Origin of the sequence: Streptococcus sp. FDAARGOS_192 (genome assembly GCF_002073815.2) — a bacterium.
Lineage (GTDB): Bacteria > Bacillota > Bacilli > Lactobacillales > Streptococcaceae > Streptococcus > Streptococcus salivarius_H.
Window position 1 is genome coordinate 381,030 of record NZ_CP020431.2, and the last position, 18,075, is coordinate 399,104.

Sequence of the window (18,075 nt, forward strand, 5' to 3'; positions counted from 1 at the left end):
CTATGGCAAAAGCGAAAAAGATTGTTTTTACCGGTGGTGGAACCGTTGGACATGTGACTTTAAATCTTATCTTAATTCCAAAATTTCTCAAAGATGGATGGGAAGTGCACTATATCGGTGACAAGCACGGGATTGAACATGAGCAGATTGATAAATCTGGCTTAGATGTGACTTTCCATAGTATTGCTACAGGTAAACTACGTCGTTATTTCTCATGGCAAAATATGTTGGATGTCTTTAAAGTTGGTTGGGGGATTCTTCAGTCTATTGCAATTATTGCCAAGATTCGCCCCCAAGCACTCTTTTCAAAGGGTGGATTTGTCTCAGTGCCACCGGTAATTGCTTCTAAATTATTAGGAGTTCCTGTATATGTGCATGAGTCTGACCTTTCTATGGGCTTGGCCAATAAAATTGCCTATAAATTTGCGACTACTATGTTTACGACTTTTGAACAATCAAAAGGATTGGCAAAGACAAAACATGTAGGTGCTATTACAAAGGTAGGAATGGCGACATCTAATCAGTCTGGTGCCCTTGATAAGATTAAAGAACAGTTTGATGACAACTTAAAAACTGTCCTTTTCATTGGTGGTTCAGCTGGTGCAAAGGTATTTAATGATTTTATTAGTAATACTCCACAACTGACGGAAAAATATAATGTCATTAATATTTCTGGGGACTCTTCATTGAATACCTTAGAACGTCATCTTTATAGAGTTGATTATGTGACAGATTTGTACCAACCTCTTATGGATACGGCAGATTTAGTTGTAACTCGTGGTGGCTCAAATACGATTTTCGAATTGTTGGCTATGAAAAAACTTCATTTAATTATTCCTTTAGGGAAAGAAGCTAGCCGAGGAGACCAACTTGAAAATGCTGCCTATTTTGAACGAAAAGGCTACGCACGTCAATTACAGGAAACAGAATTAAGTTGGGAAACCTTGAATCATGAGCTTGAACAACTTGTTGAACATGCAGAGACTTACAAAGAAGCGATGGCTAAATCTGAGGAAATCACTTCTCCTGATGATTTTTATAACCTATTAGTGACTAGTATTTCAAAAAAATAAAGGAATTTCATGGCAAAAAAGGATCAAGAATCACAAGAAAAACAAGTTCTCACAGAGTGGCAGAAGAGAAATCTCGAATTTTTGAGAAAAAAAGAAACCGAAGATTCTGAAGAATTTGCGAATGGAAAGGTCGTTCATTCACAAGAAGCGACTTCAAATGAGAGCCAGCCACCAGTGAAAAAGAAGGTTAAAAAGAAAAAAAAGACCAAAAGGAAGAAACGAAAAAAAGGTAATACAACTAGTAATATTCCAATTGCACAACAAAATCTTGCAGGACTAGTTGTTTTTATCGCTGCACTCCTAATCGTATTTTCACTTTTCTTTATTTCACCTTGGTCAAAACAAAAGGTTCTCACTGTATCAGGAACAAAAAATGCTTTACCAGAAGATGTGAAAGTTGCAAGTGGTATTCTTGATACAGACTATATCACTCATGTCTTTTTCAACCAAGGAAAGGTTGCATCAACTGTTGAAAAAACTAATGTTTGGGTTAAAAAGGCTACAGTTACATATAGTTTTCCAAATCAATTTAATATTGCAGTAAAAGAATACCCAATCGTGGCTTATCGTCAAACTACAAATGGTTATGTTTCTATTCTTCAAAGTGGTAAGACAGGAGGAACAGTTTCAACTAGTAATCTACCTGATAAATTCATCACCTTAAAGATGGATGACGAGAAGAAAATCGAAGAGTTAGTAAAAGAATTAAATAAACTTGATACAAAAATCAAGAATAATATTCAAATTATTAATCTTACGCCTACTAAAGCAACTTCAGATTTACTAACGATTGAGCTGTATGATGGCAATTCCATTCGTGTTCCACTTTCTCAATTAACAGTTAAGCTTCCTTACTACGAGAAAATTAAGAGTCAACTTTCAGATGGAAGTATTGTAGATATGGAAGTTGGACTTTATACAACGACTCCTGAAGTTGAATCATCAAAAACTGATGGGGATAAAAAGAAAGATAAAGATAAGACTGATAAAAAAGAAGAAAATGCAACTTCTGAAGAAGGTCAAGATACTACAACATCAACGGAACAGCATTCTGAAGAAGAAACTAATTCTGAAAATTCAGGTATGCAACCAGAAGAAAAACCAAGTGTTGGTCAAGAAACAACTCTTCGGACTTCCCCTGCTCAAGGCTAATATTGAATAATAAAAAACGTAAAATGCTGACATTTTACGTTTTTTTATGGTACAATAGTATCCGAATAATTCTGTTTTTATACAGTTTACAAAGATATTGAATGGAAAGATTGAGAGGTCGAGTGAATGGCTAGAGATGGCTTTTTTACAGGATTAGATATAGGAACTAGCTCGATTAAGGTTCTTGTTGCTGAGTTTATTGATGGATCAATGAATGTCATCGGAGTAAGTAATGTTAAGAGTTCTGGTGTGAAAGATGGCATCATTGTTGACATTGACGCTGCAGCGAAATCAATCAAAACAGCTATTGAACAAGCAGAAGAAAAAGCTGGGATTGTTATTGAGCAAGTGAACGTTGGGCTTCCAGCTAATCTTCTTCAAATTGAGCCTACACAAGGTATGATTCCTGTAACAAGTGAATCAAAAGAAATCAAAGATGAAGATGTTGAAAGTGTTGTTCGCTCAGCCTTGACAAAGAGCATTACACCTGAGCGTGAGGTTATCTCACTAGTTCCTGAAGAGTTTATTGTTGATGGCTTCCAAGGAATTCGTGATCCTCGTGGAATGATGGGGATTCGTCTTGAAATGAGAGGTCTCATATACACAGGTCCAACAACAATTCTTCACAACCTTCGTAAGACAGTTGAACGTGCTGGTATTCAAGTAGAGAATATTATCATCTCTCCTCTTGCAATGACACGTGCTGTTCTAAATGAAGGTGAACGTGAGTTTGGTGCTACTGTTATTGATATGGGTGGCGGTCAAACAACTGTTGCAAGCATGCGTGCTCAAGAACTTCAATTTACCAATATTTATTCTGAAGGTGGCGAGTACATCACTAAGGATATTTCAAAAGTTTTGAAGACTTCAATGCAGATTGCTGAAGCACTTAAGTTCAATTTTGGTAATGCAGATATTGAAGAAGCAAGCGAAACAGAAACTGTCCAAGTAGAAGTTGTAGGTGAGAATTCACCAGTTGAGATTACAGAAAAATACCTTGCTGAGATTATCTCAGCTCGTGTGAAGCATATCCTTGATAGAGTTAAACAAGACTTGACTCGAGGACGTCTACTTGATTTGCCTGGTGGCATTGTCCTTGTAGGTGGAACAGCTATCATGCCAGGTGTGGTTGAAGTTGCTCAAGAAATTTTTGAGACAAATGTTAAACTTTACGTGCCAAATCAAGTTGGTATCCGTAATCCAATGTTTGCAAATGTGATTAGTCTTGTTGAGTATGTTGGTCTTCTTACAGAAGTTGATATCATCGCGCAACAAGCTGTGTCTGGTGAAGAGTATCTTCGTCGTAAACCAATCGACAATGAGGCTCCTGCCTTGAGTTTTGATAGAACTCCTGCTCCAGCACCTCGAGTGGCTCCTCAACCAAATCCTATTCCAGTTGAGAATACCATTGAGGTACCTCTGCCAGTTGAAGAAGAAAATCATGAACAAAAACAAAAACTTGGTGATCGTGTTCGTGGTATTTTCGGCAGTATGTTTGATTAATTGAATCTAGTAAAAGCGAGGAAATAAAATGAGTTTTTCATTTGATAGCGCATCAGTTCAAGGTGCGGTAATTAAAGTTATCGGTGTCGGTGGAGGTGGCGGAAACGCCATCAACCGAATGATTGAAGAAGGTCTTGCTGGTGTTGAATTTATTGCAGCTAATACTGATATTCAAGCACTCAGCTCTTCTAAAGCAGAAACAGTAATCCAATTGGGTCCTAAATTGACTCGTGGCCTTGGTGCCGGAGGTCAACCTGAAGTTGGTCGTAAGGCAGCTGAAGAAAGTGAAGAAACACTTACAGAAGCACTTACAGGAGCTGATATGGTCTTTATCACTGCTGGTATGGGTGGTGGCTCTGGTACAGGGGCAGCACCAGTTATTGCACGTATTGCGAAAAGCTTGGGTGCATTGACAGTTGCAGTTGTGACACGTCCATTTGGATTTGAAGGTAACAAACGTGGTGCCTTCGCTGTCGAAGGTATTCAAGAATTGCGTGAGCAAGTTGATACCCTTCTTATTATCTCTAACAATAACCTTCTTGAAATCGTTGATAAGAAAACACCACTTCTTGAAGCTCTTAGTGAAGCAGATAATGTTCTTCGTCAAGGGGTCCAAGGTATTACGGACCTTATCACTAACCCAGGTTTGATTAACCTCGACTTTGCCGATGTGAAAACAGTTATGGCAAATAAAGGTAATGCACTTATGGGTATTGGTATTGGTTCAGGTGAAGAACGTATTGTTGAAGCTGCGCGCAAAGCAATCTATTCACCACTTCTTGAAACTACTATTGATGGTGCAGAAGATGTTATCGTTAACGTAACTGGTGGTCTTGATATGACGCTTACAGAAGCAGAAGAAGCATCTGAAATTGTTGGTCAAGCAGCTGGTAGCGGTGTTAACATTTGGCTTGGTACATCAATCGATGATACATTGAAAGATGAAATCCGTGTAACTGTTGTTGCAACTGGAGTTCGTCAAGATCGTGCTGAAAAAGTATCTGGTATGAAAGCTCAGCCACGTAAAGTGACTACAGCTCCTTCACAACCATCAGCTCCTGCTCAACAAGTTGTTCAAGAAGAGCAACGTCCAGTTTCTCAACCTTCATTTGAACGTCAACCAAATTTTGACTATAATGAAACACCTTCAATGCCTCAAGCAGGAGTTCGTCCTGCAGCGGCAGCTCCTCAACAAGAGCAGTCAGCTTTTGGTAATTGGGATTTGAGACGTGATAATATTTCTCGTCCTGAAACTGGTCAACTAGATAGTCAATTGACTATGTCTACATTCTCAAGTGATGTTGAAGATGATGATGAATTGGAGACACCACCATTCTTTAAAAATCGTTAATAATGACTATAGAAGAGAATAAAAATAATGTTTATCAAGCGGTAAAAAGAGCTTGTGAAAAGGCTAATCGCTCTAGCGATGACGTCAATATTGTTGCCGTAACCAAATATGTTTCAAGTGATGTCGCTGAAGAATTGGTTAAAACGGGAATCAAGCACATTGCTGAAAATCGCGTTGATAAATTCTTAGATAAGTATCAAGCTTTAAAAAATTATGATTTGACTTGGCACCTTATTGGTACCCTGCAACGTCGTAAAGTAAAGGATGTTATTAATTTAGTTGATTATTTTCATGCTTTGGATTCTGTTAAATTGGCAGAGGAAATTCAAAAGCGTGCCGACCACACCATTAATTGCTTCCTACAAGTTAACGTTTCAGGTGAAGAGTCAAAACATGGTTTTTCACCTGAAGAACTTGATACTGTTCTAAAACAAATTGAAAATCTTGATAAGATTTGTATAGTTGGACTCATGACTATGGCTCCAATTGATGCAGATGCTCAAGAACTTGATAAGATTTTTGCTGAGACAAATGAACTTAGACAATCAATTCAAGAGAAAAAACTAAAGAATGTTCCTTGTGATCAGTTAAGCATGGGGATGAGTCGAGACTATGACATGGCTATTCAGAATGGATCAACCTTTGTCAGAATAGGCAGTGCATTCTTTAAAGAGAACGGAGAATAACCTTATGGCATTAAAAGACGCAATTGATAAAATTGTTTCATATTTTGATACCGACGAAGTAACAGATTATGAAGATGCTGCTAAAGAAGAGGCTAAAGAACGTCCAGTGAAAGCACAGAAACCTGTGCAGACACCACCTCCTCGTCAGCAACGTCAACCTGAGCGTTCTCAGGCAACAGTCCCTCCTCGTCGCCAACATGTTCATTCAGACTTACAGGAAACTCAAGTCCTTCGTAGTTTACCTCTGAGTCGTTCACAAGCAAATCAGGGACCACAACAGATGAATACAACTAAAACAACAATTGCAATTAAATATCCTAAAAAGTATGAAGATGCTCAGGAAATTGTAGAACTATTGATTGAAAACGAATGTGTTTTAATCGATTTTCAATATATGTTGGAAGCGCAAGCTCGTCGTTGTCTTGACTTTATTGATGGTGCTAGCAAGGTACTTACAGGCAACTTGCAAAAAGTTGGCTCTTCAATGTATTTGCTTACGCCAATTAATGTCGTTGTTGACATCGAAGAGATTGGGTTGGCTCATGGCAACCAAGAAGCTAATTTTGACTTCGACATGAAGAGACGTTAAGCGATGTCTGTATTACTTTATGTTATTTGGGCACGTGTTGTTAACGTGATAGAGATTCTTCTTGTAGTCTATGCTTTGTTGTCCTGGTTTCCAGGAGCTTATGATACTAGCCTTGGAAGAATCATTAGACAAATTGTTCAACCGATTCTCGCACCATTTCGTCGCCTGAATTTAGCTTTTGCTGGTATTGATTTTTCAATATTGGTAATTGTACTTCTACTAAACTTTTCACTTAGAATTCTTAGATTTATTCTACTCTGATGTCAGATATTAAAAATATTGAACAGCATTACTCGTTAGATGAACGCCCTTTTCTAGAGAAGGTTAGGGGATTTTGTCAATTAGTTGATGAAAGGTACAGTCCTTACTTAACTGATTTCTTGAATCCTCGTGAAATTCAGATTGTTGAAGAGTTAGCTCATTACTACAATTTAAAATTTTTTGTGAGTTCTACTCCTGAATCTGAAGAATATGGAAGAGTTATTCTTGCTCCCGAATATTACGAGCTTGATGACGAAGACTTTGAAATTAAACGCCTAGAAATCTCTTATGCGAGACAGTTCAATAAATTGACACACCCAAAAGTTTTGGGAGCACTGATTAATCAACTTGGTCTTGATCGTCAAGTATTTGGAGATATTATTCTTGATGAAGAAGGACGTGTTCAATTTTCCATTGCTTCTCATTTAGCAAGTTATGCGATAATGACGATTACTAAGATTGGAAATGTTTCGGTTACTCTAAAAGAAGTAAGCAAAGACGATTGGATTTCAAATCAAGAAAACTATTCACAATCTTTTGTTTTACTTTCCAGTATGCGTCTTGATAATGTGTTGGCGACGGTACTAAACCTATCCCGTTCTAACGCCTTAAAACTTATTGCTTCTGGAAAAGTTAAATTAAATTATAGACAAATTGAGAAGGCTAATCAGACGGTTATGATTGGTGATATGATTTCGGTTAGAGGTTATGGTCGATTTCGACTAGCTCAACAAGACGGATTTTCAAAGTCCGGGAAAGCTAAAATCGTTATTGAAAGTCTGTTAAGACGGAGAAAAAAGTAGTTATTTAATTTAAACCATCAGATATGGTAATGAAAAATAAAGGAGGCCTGTAATGGCTATTACAGCACTTGATATTAAAGATAAACAGTTTACAACTAAATTTCGTGGATATAATGAGCAAGAAGTTGATGAATTTCTTGATATTATTGTAGATGATTACGAAGATTTGGTTCGTGATAATCGTGAACTTGCTGCTCGTGTAAAAGAGCTTGAAGAAAAATTGGCTTATTTTGATGAAATGAAAGAATCATTGAGTCAATCAGTTATTTTGGCTCAAGAAACAGCTGAAAAAGTTAAAGCTTCAGCGGCTGACGAATCAGCTAACTTGATTAATAAGGCTAACTTCAATGCTACTCATTTGGTTGAAGAAGCTAAATCTAAGGCATCTGAAATTCTTCGTGATGCAACAGATGAAGCCAAACGTGTTGCCATCGAAACGGAAGAACTTAAACGTCAAAGTCGTGTCTTCCACCAACGCCTATTGGCTGCAGTTGAAGGTCAGCTTAGCCTAGCAAGTGCTCCAGAATGGGGTGAATTGTTGCAACCAACAGCTATTTATCTTCAAAATTCAGATGCTGCCTTTAAAGAAGTTGTTGAAAAAGTTTTGGATGAGCATGTACCTGATTCAAATGATGCAGCTTCATTTGATGCAACTCGTCAATTCACTCCTGATGAAATGGCTGAACTTCAACGTCGTGTTGCTGAAAGTAATAAGCAAGTTGAAGATTTCTCTAGTCCAGAAGTTGATGAAACAAACGAAGTGGTTTCAACTCCTGTTGATTTTGGTATTCCAGATACTTTCGAGAGTGAAGTAGCAGATTTCCCAACTTCAGCACCAGTAGATGAAGTTTGTGATTTGCAACCTGAGTCAACAGGTGAAATTAATCTTAACGAAACACAAACGTTTAAATTGAATATTAGCGAATAAGAAAAATACAACTTACCAAGTATATTAACAGCGAGTGGGAGATGGTGTGAGTCCCACATTCCCTATTTGGATAGTTATCATTTTCAAGCATTCTAACTGAACTAAGTAAGTTAGAAGGATGGTCCTCCTTACGGACATATGAGGGAGCAAATGTTTTTTTGCTCTGAATTAAGGTGGTACCACGAGCTTTCGTCCTTTTTGATGAAGGCTCTTTTTATTTAGTAAATTAATTTAAAGAGGAGATATAATGAAACTCAAAGAAACCTTAAATCTAGGTAAGACAGCTTTTCCAATGCGAGCTGGACTTCCTAACAAAGAACCAATCTGGCAAAAAGAGTGGGAAGATGCTAAGATGTATCAACATCGTCAAGAGTTGAACCAAGGTAAACCTCACTTCACTCTTCATGATGGTCCTCCGTATGCCAATGGTAATATTCACGTTGGACATGCGATGAATAAAATTTCTAAGGATATCATTGTTCGTTCAAAATCAATGTCTGGTTTCTATGCTCCTTACGTTCCTGGTTGGGATACGCATGGTCTTCCAATTGAGCAAGTGTTGGCAAAACAAGGTGTGAAACGTAAAGAACTTGATCGTGCTGAATACCTTAAGATGTGTCGTGATTATGCACTTTCACAAGTTGACAAACAACGTGAAGATTTCAAACGTCTTGGTGTTTCGGCTGATTGGGATAACCCATATGTTACTTTGACACCAGACTATGAGGCTGCACAAATCCGTGTATTTGGTGAGATGGCTAAAAAAGGTTACATCTATCAAGGTGCAAAACCAGTTTATTGGTCATGGTCATCAGAATCAGCACTTGCTGAAGCTGAAATCGAGTACCATGATTTAGTTTCAACTTCACTTTACTATGCCAATAAGGTTAAGGATGGTAAAGGAGTACTAGATACAGATACATATATCGTAGTTTGGACAACAACACCATTTACAGTAACAGCTTCACGTGGTTTGACTGTTGGTGCTGATATTGAATATGTTCTCGTAAAACCTGCCGGAGAAGACCGAAAATTTGTCGTTGCTTCTGAATTACTTAATAGTCTTTCAGAGAAGTTCGGTTGGACAGATGTGGAAGTATTTCAGTCATACCGTGGTGAAGAATTGAATCAAATCGTCACTGAACACCCATGGGATACAGAAGTTGATGAGCTTGTTATCCTTGGTGATCACGTAACTACAGATTCAGGTACAGGTATCGTCCATACGGCTCCTGGTTTTGGTGAGGATGACTATAACGTAGGTATTGCTAATGGCCTTGAAGTTGCCGTAACCGTTAATGAGCGTGGTATCATGATGGAAAATGCTGGCCCTGATTTTGAAGGTCAGTTCTACGATAAAGTGGCGCCAATCGTTATGGAAAAACTTGGTGATTTGCTCCTTGCTAAAGAAGAAATCTCACACTCATACCCATTTGACTGGCGTACGAAGAAACCAATCATTTGGCGGGCTGTGCCACAATGGTTTGCCTCTGTTTCTAAATTCCGTCAAGAGATTTTGGATGAGATTGAAAAAGTTAAATTCCATTCTGAGTGGGGTAAAGTTCGTCTTTACAACATGATTCGTGACCGTGGTGACTGGGTAATCTCTCGTCAGCGTGCTTGGGGTGTGCCACTCCCAATCTTCTATGCTGAAGATAAAACACCAATCATGACTGAAGAAACAATCGAACATGTGGCTAAACTTTTCGAAGAGCATGGTTCAGTTATCTGGTGGGAACGTGATGCCAAAGATCTTCTTCCAGAAGGCTTTACACATCCAGGTTCACCAAACGGAGAGTTTACTAAAGAAACTGACATTATGGACGTATGGTTTGACTCAGGTTCATCATGGAATGGTGTCGTTGTTAACCGTCCTGAGTTGACTTATCCAGCTGACCTCTATCTCGAAGGTTCAGACCAATATCGTGGATGGTTTAACTCCTCACTTATCACATCTGTTGCTAATAATGGTGTTGCACCATACAAACAACTCTTGTCTCAAGGTTTTGCGCTTGATGGTAAGGGTGAAAAGATGTCTAAATCCCTCGGTAATACTATTGCTCCTAGTGATGTTGAGAAACAATTTGGTGCTGAAATTCTGCGTCTTTGGGTAACAAGTGTTGATACAACTAATGACGTTCGTATCTCAATGGATATCCTTAGCCAAGTATCAGAATCTTATCGTAAGATTCGTAACACACTTCGTTTCTTGATTGCTAATACATCTGACTTCAATCCAACAACTGATGCAGTAGCCTTTGAAGACTTGCGTTCTGTAGATCAGTACATGACTATTCGATTTAACCAATTAGTTAAGACTATTCGTGATGCCTATGCAAACTTTGAATTCTTAACTATCTACAAAGCCTTAGTTAACTTTATTAACGTTGAGTTGTCTGCTTTCTATCTTGATTTTGCTAAAGATGTTGTTTACATTGAAAGTGCAGAATCACTTGAACGTCGTCAAATGCAAACAGTCTTCTACGATATTCTTGTCAAGATTACAAAACTATTGACACCAATTCTTCCTCACACTGCAGAAGAAATTTGGTCATATCTTGAATTTGAAACAGAAGACTATGTTCAATTGTCAGAGTTGCCAGAAGCAGAAGAATTCGCTGGTCAAGATGCACTTCTTGAAAAATGGAATGCCTTCATGGATTTCCGTGGCCAAGCTCAAAAAGCTTTGGAAGAAGCGCGTAACGAAAAAGTTATCGGTAAATCGCTTGAAGCTCATTTGACAATCTATCCTGATGCTGAAGTCAAAGAACTTCTTGAAGGTTTGAATACTAACCTTGCTCAACTTTTGATTGTTTCAGCATTGACTATTGCTGAAGGAGATGCTCCTGAGTCTGCTGTAAGCTTTGAAGGTGTAGCATTCACAGTAGAACGTGCTGAAGGTGATGTCTGTGATCGTTGCCGTCGTATCGATCCAACTACCAAAGAACGTAGCTACAATGCGACTATCTGTGATCACTGTGCTAGCATTGTTGAAGAAAACTTTGCTGAAGGTGTAGCAGAAGGTTTTGAAGTAAAAGCAAAATAAAATAAAAAGAGTTCAATTTGAACTCTTTTTCTATTTGTTTTTCGAATATAGTATTGAACACAATAAAAAAACTAGCTCAGCTAGTTTTTTCTTATAGTCCGTAGTTATAATCATCATCTTGCATGGCTTCAACAGTACCTAGAAGGTAACCATTACCAACTTGAGAGAAGAAGTCGTGGTTAGATGTTCCTGTAGAAATACCATTCATAACGATTGGGTTAACATCGTTCGCACTATCTGGGAAGAGTGGATCTTGTCCCAGGTTCATGAGAGCCTTGTTGGCGTTGTAACGAAGGAAAGTCATAACTTCCTCAGTCCATCCAACACCATCATAAAGAGATTTAGTGTAGAGCTCTTCATTTTCATACAATTGGTAGAGAAGATCATACATCCATTCACGGAAACTTTCTTGCTCTTCTTCAGTCAATTCGTTGAACCCTAGTTGGAATTTATAGCCAATATAGGTTCCGTGAACAGATTCGTCACGGATAATGAGCTTAATGATTTCAGCGACATTAGCTAGCTTGTTATTACCAAGATAATAGAGTGGAGTGAAGAACCCTGAATAGAAAAGGAATGTTTCAAGATATGTTGAAGCAACCTTTTTCTGAAGAGGCGTTCCATTTTCATAGATATCGTTAATGATTTTCGCCTTGGTTTGGAGGTATTCGTTACTGTTAGTCCACTCGAAAATTTCTTCAATTTCAGATTTAGTATTCAAAGTTGAGAAGATTGAAGAGTAAGATTTGGCGTGAACAGATTCCATGAACTGAATGTTGTTCAATACAGCTTCTTCATGAGGTGTACGGACGTCTGCACGAATGGCTTCAACACCAGTTTGAGATTGCATGGTATCTAGCAAGGTTAAACCACCGAAAACTTTTCCAACCAAATCCTTTTCTTCAGCTGAAAGTTTACGCCAGTCATCAAGGTCATTTGAAAGTGGGATACGTGTATCTAGCCAAAATTGTTCCGTCAATTTTTCCCAAGTAGATTTATCAATCGCATCTTCGATTTCATTCCAGTTAATGGCTTTGTAGTAAGTTTCCATTAGAAACCTCTTTCTTTATTGATATCGTTACTATTTTATCATAATTCAAAATCATGATATAGTTTTTTGAGTTGATCTATTAAAAAAGTCGGCGAACCGACCTTTTAATGCATTTTGTAAATAAGACTAGTGAGGTTGTTATCGTTAAATCACTATCTTAGATGACACAGCTTTCACATTGGTTAGAACCAACCTCTTCACCGTCATCTGTATAAGTACGGATGTAGTAGATTGATTTAATTCCCTTGTTAAAGGCGTAGTTACGAAGGATAGAAAGGTCACGAGTCGTTTGTTTATTTTCTGTTTTCCATTCGTAAATTTCTTTTGGTAACTCACTACGCAAAAATAGGGTTAATGACAAACCTTGATCAACGTGTTCAGTTGCAGCGGCATAAACGTCGATAACTTTACGCATGTCCATGTCGTAGGCTGAAGTGTAGAAAGGAATTGTGTCTGTTGAAAGACCGTTGGCTGGATAGTAGATTTTTCCGATTTTCTTTTCTTGACGTTCTTCAATACGTTGTGTGATTGGATGGATAGAAGCCGAACAGTCGTTAATGTAAGAGATTGAGCCATTTGGCGCAACAGCCAAACGGTTTTGATGGTAGAGTCCATCTTTCTTAACGAGTTCACGGAGTTCTTCCCAATCTTTAGCTTGTGGGATGAAGTGACCATCGAAAAGTTCTTTGATACGGTCAGATTTAGGAACGTATTGGCCTGTAACGTATTTGTCAAAGTAAGAACCATCAGCATATTTTGATTTTTCAAAACCGACAAAGGTTTCTTGACGTTCACGGGCAATGTTGTTAGATTCAACTAAAGTCCAGTAGTTCATAAGCATGAAGTAGATATTAGTGAATTCAACAGATTCAGGGCTACCATACTTGATATGGTGTTTAGCGAGGTAAGAGTGAAGCCCCATAGCTCCCAAACCAAAGGTATGAGCTTGTTGGTTACCATTTTTGATAGATGGTACAGCATCAATACTTGAGCTATCTGTAACAAAGGTAAGCGCACGTGTCATTGCTCTAATCGAACGACCAAAGTCAGGTGAAGTCATCATGTTAAGGATATTAGTTGATCCAAGGTTACATGAAATGTCTGTACCGAGTTTAACAAACTCTTGTGCATCGTTAAGTTCACTTGGTGTTTGAACTTGGAGAATTTCAGAACAGAGGTTGGACATGATAATCTTACCATCGATTGGATTGTGTCGATTGGCTGTATCAACATTGACGATATATGGATAACCTGATTCTTGTTGGAGTTTAGAAATTTCAGTTTCTAGCTCACGGGCATTAATCTTGGTTTTTGTGATATTTGGATTGGCAACCAACTCATCGTACATAGCTGTAATATCAATGTAGTTATATGGTTTACCGTACTCTTTTTCGACTGAGTAAGGACTGAAGAGGTACATATCTTCATTATTACGTGCCAACTCGTAGAATTTATCTGGAACTGTAACACCAAGTGATAGTGTCTTAACACGCACCTTCTCATCAGCATTCTCTTTCTTAGTAGAAAGGAAGGCAAGGATATCTGGGTGGAAAACATCCAAATAAACAACACCAGCACCTTGACGTTGGCCAAGTTGGTTTGAGTAAGAGAAGCTATCTTCAAAAAGCTTCATAACAGGCACGACACCAGAGGCTGCCCCAGCATATCCTTTGATAGGAGCACCAGCTTCACGAAGGTTAGACAGGCTAATACCTACCCCACCACCAATACGTGATAACTGGAGGGCAGAGTTGATAGAACGTCCGATAGAATTCATGTCATCTGTTACTTGAATAAGGAAACATGACACGAGTTCACCACGACGGCTACGTCCAGCATTTAGAAATGAAGGAGTAGCAGGTTGGTAACGTTGGTGAATCATTTCGTTGGCAAGGTCACTAGCTAGGTTTTCATCACCATCAGCAAAGTAAAGGGCGTTGAATAGAACACGATCTTCAATACTTTCGAGGTAAGACTCGCCATCGTTTGTTTTGAGGGCATATTGTTGGTAGAACTTGTAGGCTGCCATGAAAGATTGGAAGCGGAATTTTTGAGAATGAATTTCTGCAGACAATTTTTCGATGAAAGCAGGTTCGTATTTACCGATGAATTCAGACTCAATATAATCGTTCTCAATCAAATAATTAATTTTATCTGTGATGTTGTTGAATGCCATTGAATTTGGCTTAACGTTTTCAAGGAAGAAGGCACGAAGCGCTTCTTTATCCTTATGCAAAGGAATTTGACCGTTAACAGGACGGTTAATTTCGTTGTTGAGGCGGAAGTATGAAACATCGCCAAGATTTTTTAAAGACATAATACAGATACCAGGCTCAGTTTATTTAATAGTAGATTAAGGTTAAAACATTAAACTAAGCAAACAAGTTCCTTTCTATATAAAAACTTGATAATTAAAGGATTTCTTTAAGTTTGGTAGGTTGAAAACCTGAAAAGACGATATCGCCGGCTTCAATAACTGGAGCAGCAGTGAAACCGAGGCTTTTAACGTAATCGATTTTTTCTGGCTGTTCATCAATGTTGATTTCTTCGAAATCAGCACCTTCCTTTTCCAAGAATTTTTTAGTCATTTTGCACTGCATGCAGTTGTTTTTAGAAAACAATGTGATCTTTGCCATTGCAAATACTCCTTTATAAAAAGATTTTAAGTGGCCAAGAGCCACTTTTTCGACTCTAATAGAATACCCAAAATATAGGGAAAAATCAAGCTAAATATCTTAAGGAAATACAAGATTTTGTGTTTAGTATTAAAACACAACCCTATATTTTGTGTTTTAAAGGCTTTTTTAAGTTTCCTAAATTAAATAGGATTTGTTTATGGAATTGACTAAAAAAGAAATATCTCACCTATGATGTTATATAATATAACATCAAAATGCCAATTCTATTTGTTTTTTCAAAAAAAACAGTGTAGAATAAAGAAAATTTTTAACTAATGGAGGTTCAAGTATGCAAGAATACTGTTCAAATCTAACTGTAAATGGTAAGACATTCTCTTTCTATGATCTCGAAAAAGCAGCAAAATCTCATGATGTTAAGGTCGGAGAGCTACCTTATACCATTCGAATAATACTTGAAAGTCTCCTCCGAAAAAAAGATGGCGAGGATGTTAAGGAATCTCACATTTCTGATCTAATGAAATTTCCGAATTTTCCAACAATTTCTGAAGTGCCTTTTAAACCAAGTCGTGTTATCTTACAAGATTTTACAGGAGTTCCTGTTGTTGTTGATTTAGCTTCAATGCGTGATGCTATAGTGGCTAATGGTGGTAAAGCCGAATTTATTAATCCCGAGATTCCAGTAGATTTGGTCATCGACCACTCTGTCCAAGTGGATTCATACGGATGTGATACTGCTCTTGAAGATAATATCAATCTAGAGTTTAAACGTAATAACGAGCGCTATGAATTTCTTAAGTGGGCTGAAAAGTCTTTTGAAAATTATCGTGCGGTTCCACCAGCTACAGGTATTATTCACCAGGTTAATATTGAATTTTTGAGTGATGTCATTATTGAAAATGATGGGCTCCTATATCCTGACTCTATGTTTGGTACAGATAGTCACACGACTATGATTAATGGTATTGGCGTCCTTGGTTGGGGCGTTGGCGGAATTGAAGCTGAAGCAGCGATGCTCGGTGAAGCATCTTATTTTCCAATTCCAGAGGTTATTGGTGTACATTTGACAGGAGAGTTGCCTAAAATTGCAACGGCAACAGATTTGGCTCTCAAGATTACTCAGGTGCTTCGTTCTGAAAATGTGGTTGGTAAATTTGTTGAGTACTTTGGACCTGGCTTGAAGAGTTTGTCTCTAGCTGACCGTGCCACAGTCGCTAATATGGCACCAGAATATGGTGCGACCTGTGGTTATTTTCCTATTGATGACGAGACTCTTAACTACATGCGTTTAACTAACCGTGATGAGGATCATATCCAAGTCACTGAAGCCTATACAAAAGCCAATCATCTTTTCTATGATCCAAGTAAAGAAGCCAAGTATACTAAGATTGTTGAAATCGATTTGTCATCTATTAAACCTTCTATCTCAGGTCCTAAACGTCCACAAGATTTGATTCTCTTATCAGATGCTAAGCAAGAATTCCAGGATGCAGTGGTACGAGAAGCAGGTGTCCGTGGTTTCGGTTTGGATAAGGAAGAGTTAGTAAAAACTGCAAACGTTGACTTTGAGGATCATTCAGAAACAATTCAAACAGGTCATGTGGCCATTGCAGCTATCACATCATGTACCAATACTTCAAATCCTTACGTTCTTATGGCAGCCGGTCTTTTAGCTAAAAAAGCGGTTGAGAAAGGATTAAAAGTCTCTCCAACAGTGAAGTCATCTTTGGCACCCGGTTCTAAGGTTGTTACTGGTTATCTCAAAGCTTCAGGCTTGCAAACCTATCTAGATAAGCTTGGCTTTAACTTGGTAGGTTACGGTTGCACAACCTGTATTGGGAACTCAGGAGACTTACGTCCTGAGGTGGCTAAGGCTATTGTAGACACTGATTTATTAGCGAGTGCTGTTTTGTCAGGAAATCGTAATTTTGAAGGGCGTATTAATCCACTTGTTAAAGCGAATTTCTTGGCTAGCCCACCATTGGTTGTTGCTTATGCCTTAGCTGGTAACACGAATATTGATTTGACAACTGAACCTTTAGGTTTTGACGACAATGGTCAAGCTGTTTATTTAGAGGATGTTATGCCATCTCGTGATGAAATTGAGACTTATGTTGATAAATACGTCACCCGTCAACTCTTCCAAGATGAATATGCCAGTGTCTTTTCTGATAGTGAGAAGTGGAATGCCATTCCTACTGAACAAAGTCAAAATTATAAATGGAATCAAAACTCTACCTATATTCAAAACCCGCCTTACTTTGATGCTTTAGGAGATGATTTGAGCATTAAACCATTGAAAGATTTGAAGGTTTTGGCTAAATTTGGAGATACGGTTACAACAGACCATATTTCTCCGGCAGGTAATATTGCCAGAAATAGTCCAGCAGCTCGTTATTTGACTGAGAATGGTGTTGATTATCAAGAATTTAATTCTTATGGTAGCCGTCGTGGTAATCATGAAGTCATGATGCGAGGAACCTTTGCTAATATTCGTATCAAGAATGAGCTAGCAGATGGAAAAATTGGTGGATATACTAAATATGATGGTGACATTCTACCTATATATGATGCTGCTATGAAATATAAAGAAGCTAATCAAGATACGCTTGTAATTGCCGGTAAGGATTATGGTATGGGCTCAAGTCGTGACTGGGCGGCTAAAGGTGCTAATCTTCTTGGTGTAAAAGTAGTGCTTGCTGAGAGTTTTGAGCGTATCCACCGTTCAAATCTCGTTATGATGGGGATTTTACCAGTCCAATTTATGGAAGGAGAAAATGCTGAAAGTCTTGGATTGACAGGACATGAGACCTTTAGCTTTGACCTTTCAGAAAATCCAGGTGTCCATGATGTTATCACTGTTACAGCTTCAACACCTGAACAAACCAAAACCTTTAAAGCCTTGGTACGCTTCGATGCAGATGCTGACATTCGCTACTATAAAAATGGTGGTATCTTGCCAATGGTTGTAAGAAAAAAATTGAAGGGGGCCTAAT

At 38.2% G+C, this 18,075-nt stretch carries 14 protein-coding genes and 1 other annotated feature; of the genes, 11 read left to right on the forward strand and 3 right to left on the reverse strand.

Annotation, left to right across the window (positions count from 1 at the left end):
• Positions 1–2: 2 nt before the first annotated feature.
• From A6J31_RS02990 to ileS, 10 genes are all read left to right on the forward strand, one after another.
• Positions 3–1,073 (forward strand): UDP-N-acetylglucosamine--N-acetylmuramyl-(pentapeptide) pyrophosphoryl-undecaprenol N-acetylglucosamine transferase, encoded by a 1,071-nt coding sequence (locus A6J31_RS02990; protein WP_002884072.1) that lies wholly within the window; start codon positions 3–5, stop codon positions 1,071–1,073.
• Between the two features lie 9 nt (positions 1,074–1,082).
• Complete coding sequence (locus A6J31_RS02995; protein WP_080610413.1) at positions 1,083–2,225, forward strand: cell division protein FtsQ/DivIB; 1,143 nt, start codon at positions 1,083–1,085, stop codon at positions 2,223–2,225.
• A 126-nt stretch (positions 2,226–2,351) separates the two neighbouring features.
• Positions 2,352–3,728, forward strand: coding sequence for a cell division protein FtsA (ftsA, locus tag A6J31_RS03000; protein WP_022496829.1), 1,377 nt, complete (start codon positions 2,352–2,354; stop codon positions 3,726–3,728).
• 28 nt (positions 3,729–3,756) lie between these two features.
• A complete protein-coding gene (ftsZ, locus tag A6J31_RS03005; protein ID WP_002884133.1) occupies positions 3,757–5,079 on the forward strand; it encodes a cell division protein FtsZ in 1,323 nt (440 codons plus the stop codon).
• 2 nt (positions 5,080–5,081) lie between these two features.
• On the forward strand, positions 5,082–5,765 hold the full coding sequence (locus A6J31_RS03010; protein WP_014634254.1) for a YggS family pyridoxal phosphate-dependent enzyme: 684 nt from the start codon (positions 5,082–5,084) through the stop codon (positions 5,763–5,765).
• A gap of 4 nt (positions 5,766–5,769) precedes the next feature.
• A complete protein-coding gene (locus A6J31_RS03015; protein WP_038675734.1) occupies positions 5,770–6,354 on the forward strand; it encodes a cell division protein SepF in 585 nt (194 codons plus the stop codon).
• A 3-nt stretch (positions 6,355–6,357) separates the two neighbouring features.
• Positions 6,358–6,615 (forward strand): YggT family protein, encoded by a 258-nt coding sequence (locus A6J31_RS03020; protein ID WP_037604445.1) that lies wholly within the window; start codon positions 6,358–6,360, stop codon positions 6,613–6,615.
• Positions 6,615–7,418, forward strand: a complete 804-nt coding sequence (locus A6J31_RS03025; protein WP_014634257.1) for an RNA-binding protein — start codon at positions 6,615–6,617, stop codon at positions 7,416–7,418. The genes A6J31_RS03020 and A6J31_RS03025 overlap by 1 nt, the downstream gene beginning before the upstream one ends.
• A gap of 52 nt (positions 7,419–7,470) precedes the next feature.
• Positions 7,471–8,346, forward strand: a complete 876-nt coding sequence (locus tag A6J31_RS03030; protein WP_080610414.1) for a DivIVA domain-containing protein — start codon at positions 7,471–7,473, stop codon at positions 8,344–8,346.
• Positions 8,333–8,546 (forward strand) — a binding site (T-box leader). (Overlaps the previous gene by 14 nt.)
• Before the next feature lie 47 nt (positions 8,547–8,593).
• Positions 8,594–11,392, forward strand: a complete 2,799-nt coding sequence (ileS, locus tag A6J31_RS03035) for an isoleucine--tRNA ligase (protein WP_048790743.1) — start codon at positions 8,594–8,596, stop codon at positions 11,390–11,392.
• 91 nt (positions 11,393–11,483) lie between these two features.
• Here ileS and nrdF read toward each other — a convergent pair whose 3' ends face one another.
• From nrdF to nrdH, 3 genes are all read right to left on the reverse strand, one after another.
• A complete protein-coding gene (gene nrdF / locus A6J31_RS03040; RefSeq protein ID WP_014634259.1) occupies positions 11,484–12,443 on the reverse strand; it encodes a class 1b ribonucleoside-diphosphate reductase subunit beta in 960 nt (319 codons plus the stop codon).
• 157 nt (positions 12,444–12,600) lie between these two features.
• A complete protein-coding gene (nrdE, locus tag A6J31_RS03045) occupies positions 12,601–14,760 on the reverse strand; it encodes a class 1b ribonucleoside-diphosphate reductase subunit alpha (RefSeq protein ID WP_080610415.1) in 2,160 nt (719 codons plus the stop codon).
• 94 nt (positions 14,761–14,854) lie between these two features.
• Positions 14,855–15,079 (reverse strand): glutaredoxin-like protein NrdH, encoded by a 225-nt coding sequence (nrdH, locus tag A6J31_RS03050; protein ID WP_004182714.1) that lies wholly within the window; start codon positions 15,077–15,079, stop codon positions 14,855–14,857.
• Between the two features lie 331 nt (positions 15,080–15,410).
• Here nrdH and acnA point away from each other — a divergent pair, with 331 nt between their 5' ends.
• Positions 15,411–18,074, forward strand: coding sequence for an aconitate hydratase AcnA (acnA, locus tag A6J31_RS03055; protein ID WP_080610416.1), 2,664 nt, complete (start codon positions 15,411–15,413; stop codon positions 18,072–18,074).
• Position 18,075: the final 1 nt, after the last annotated feature.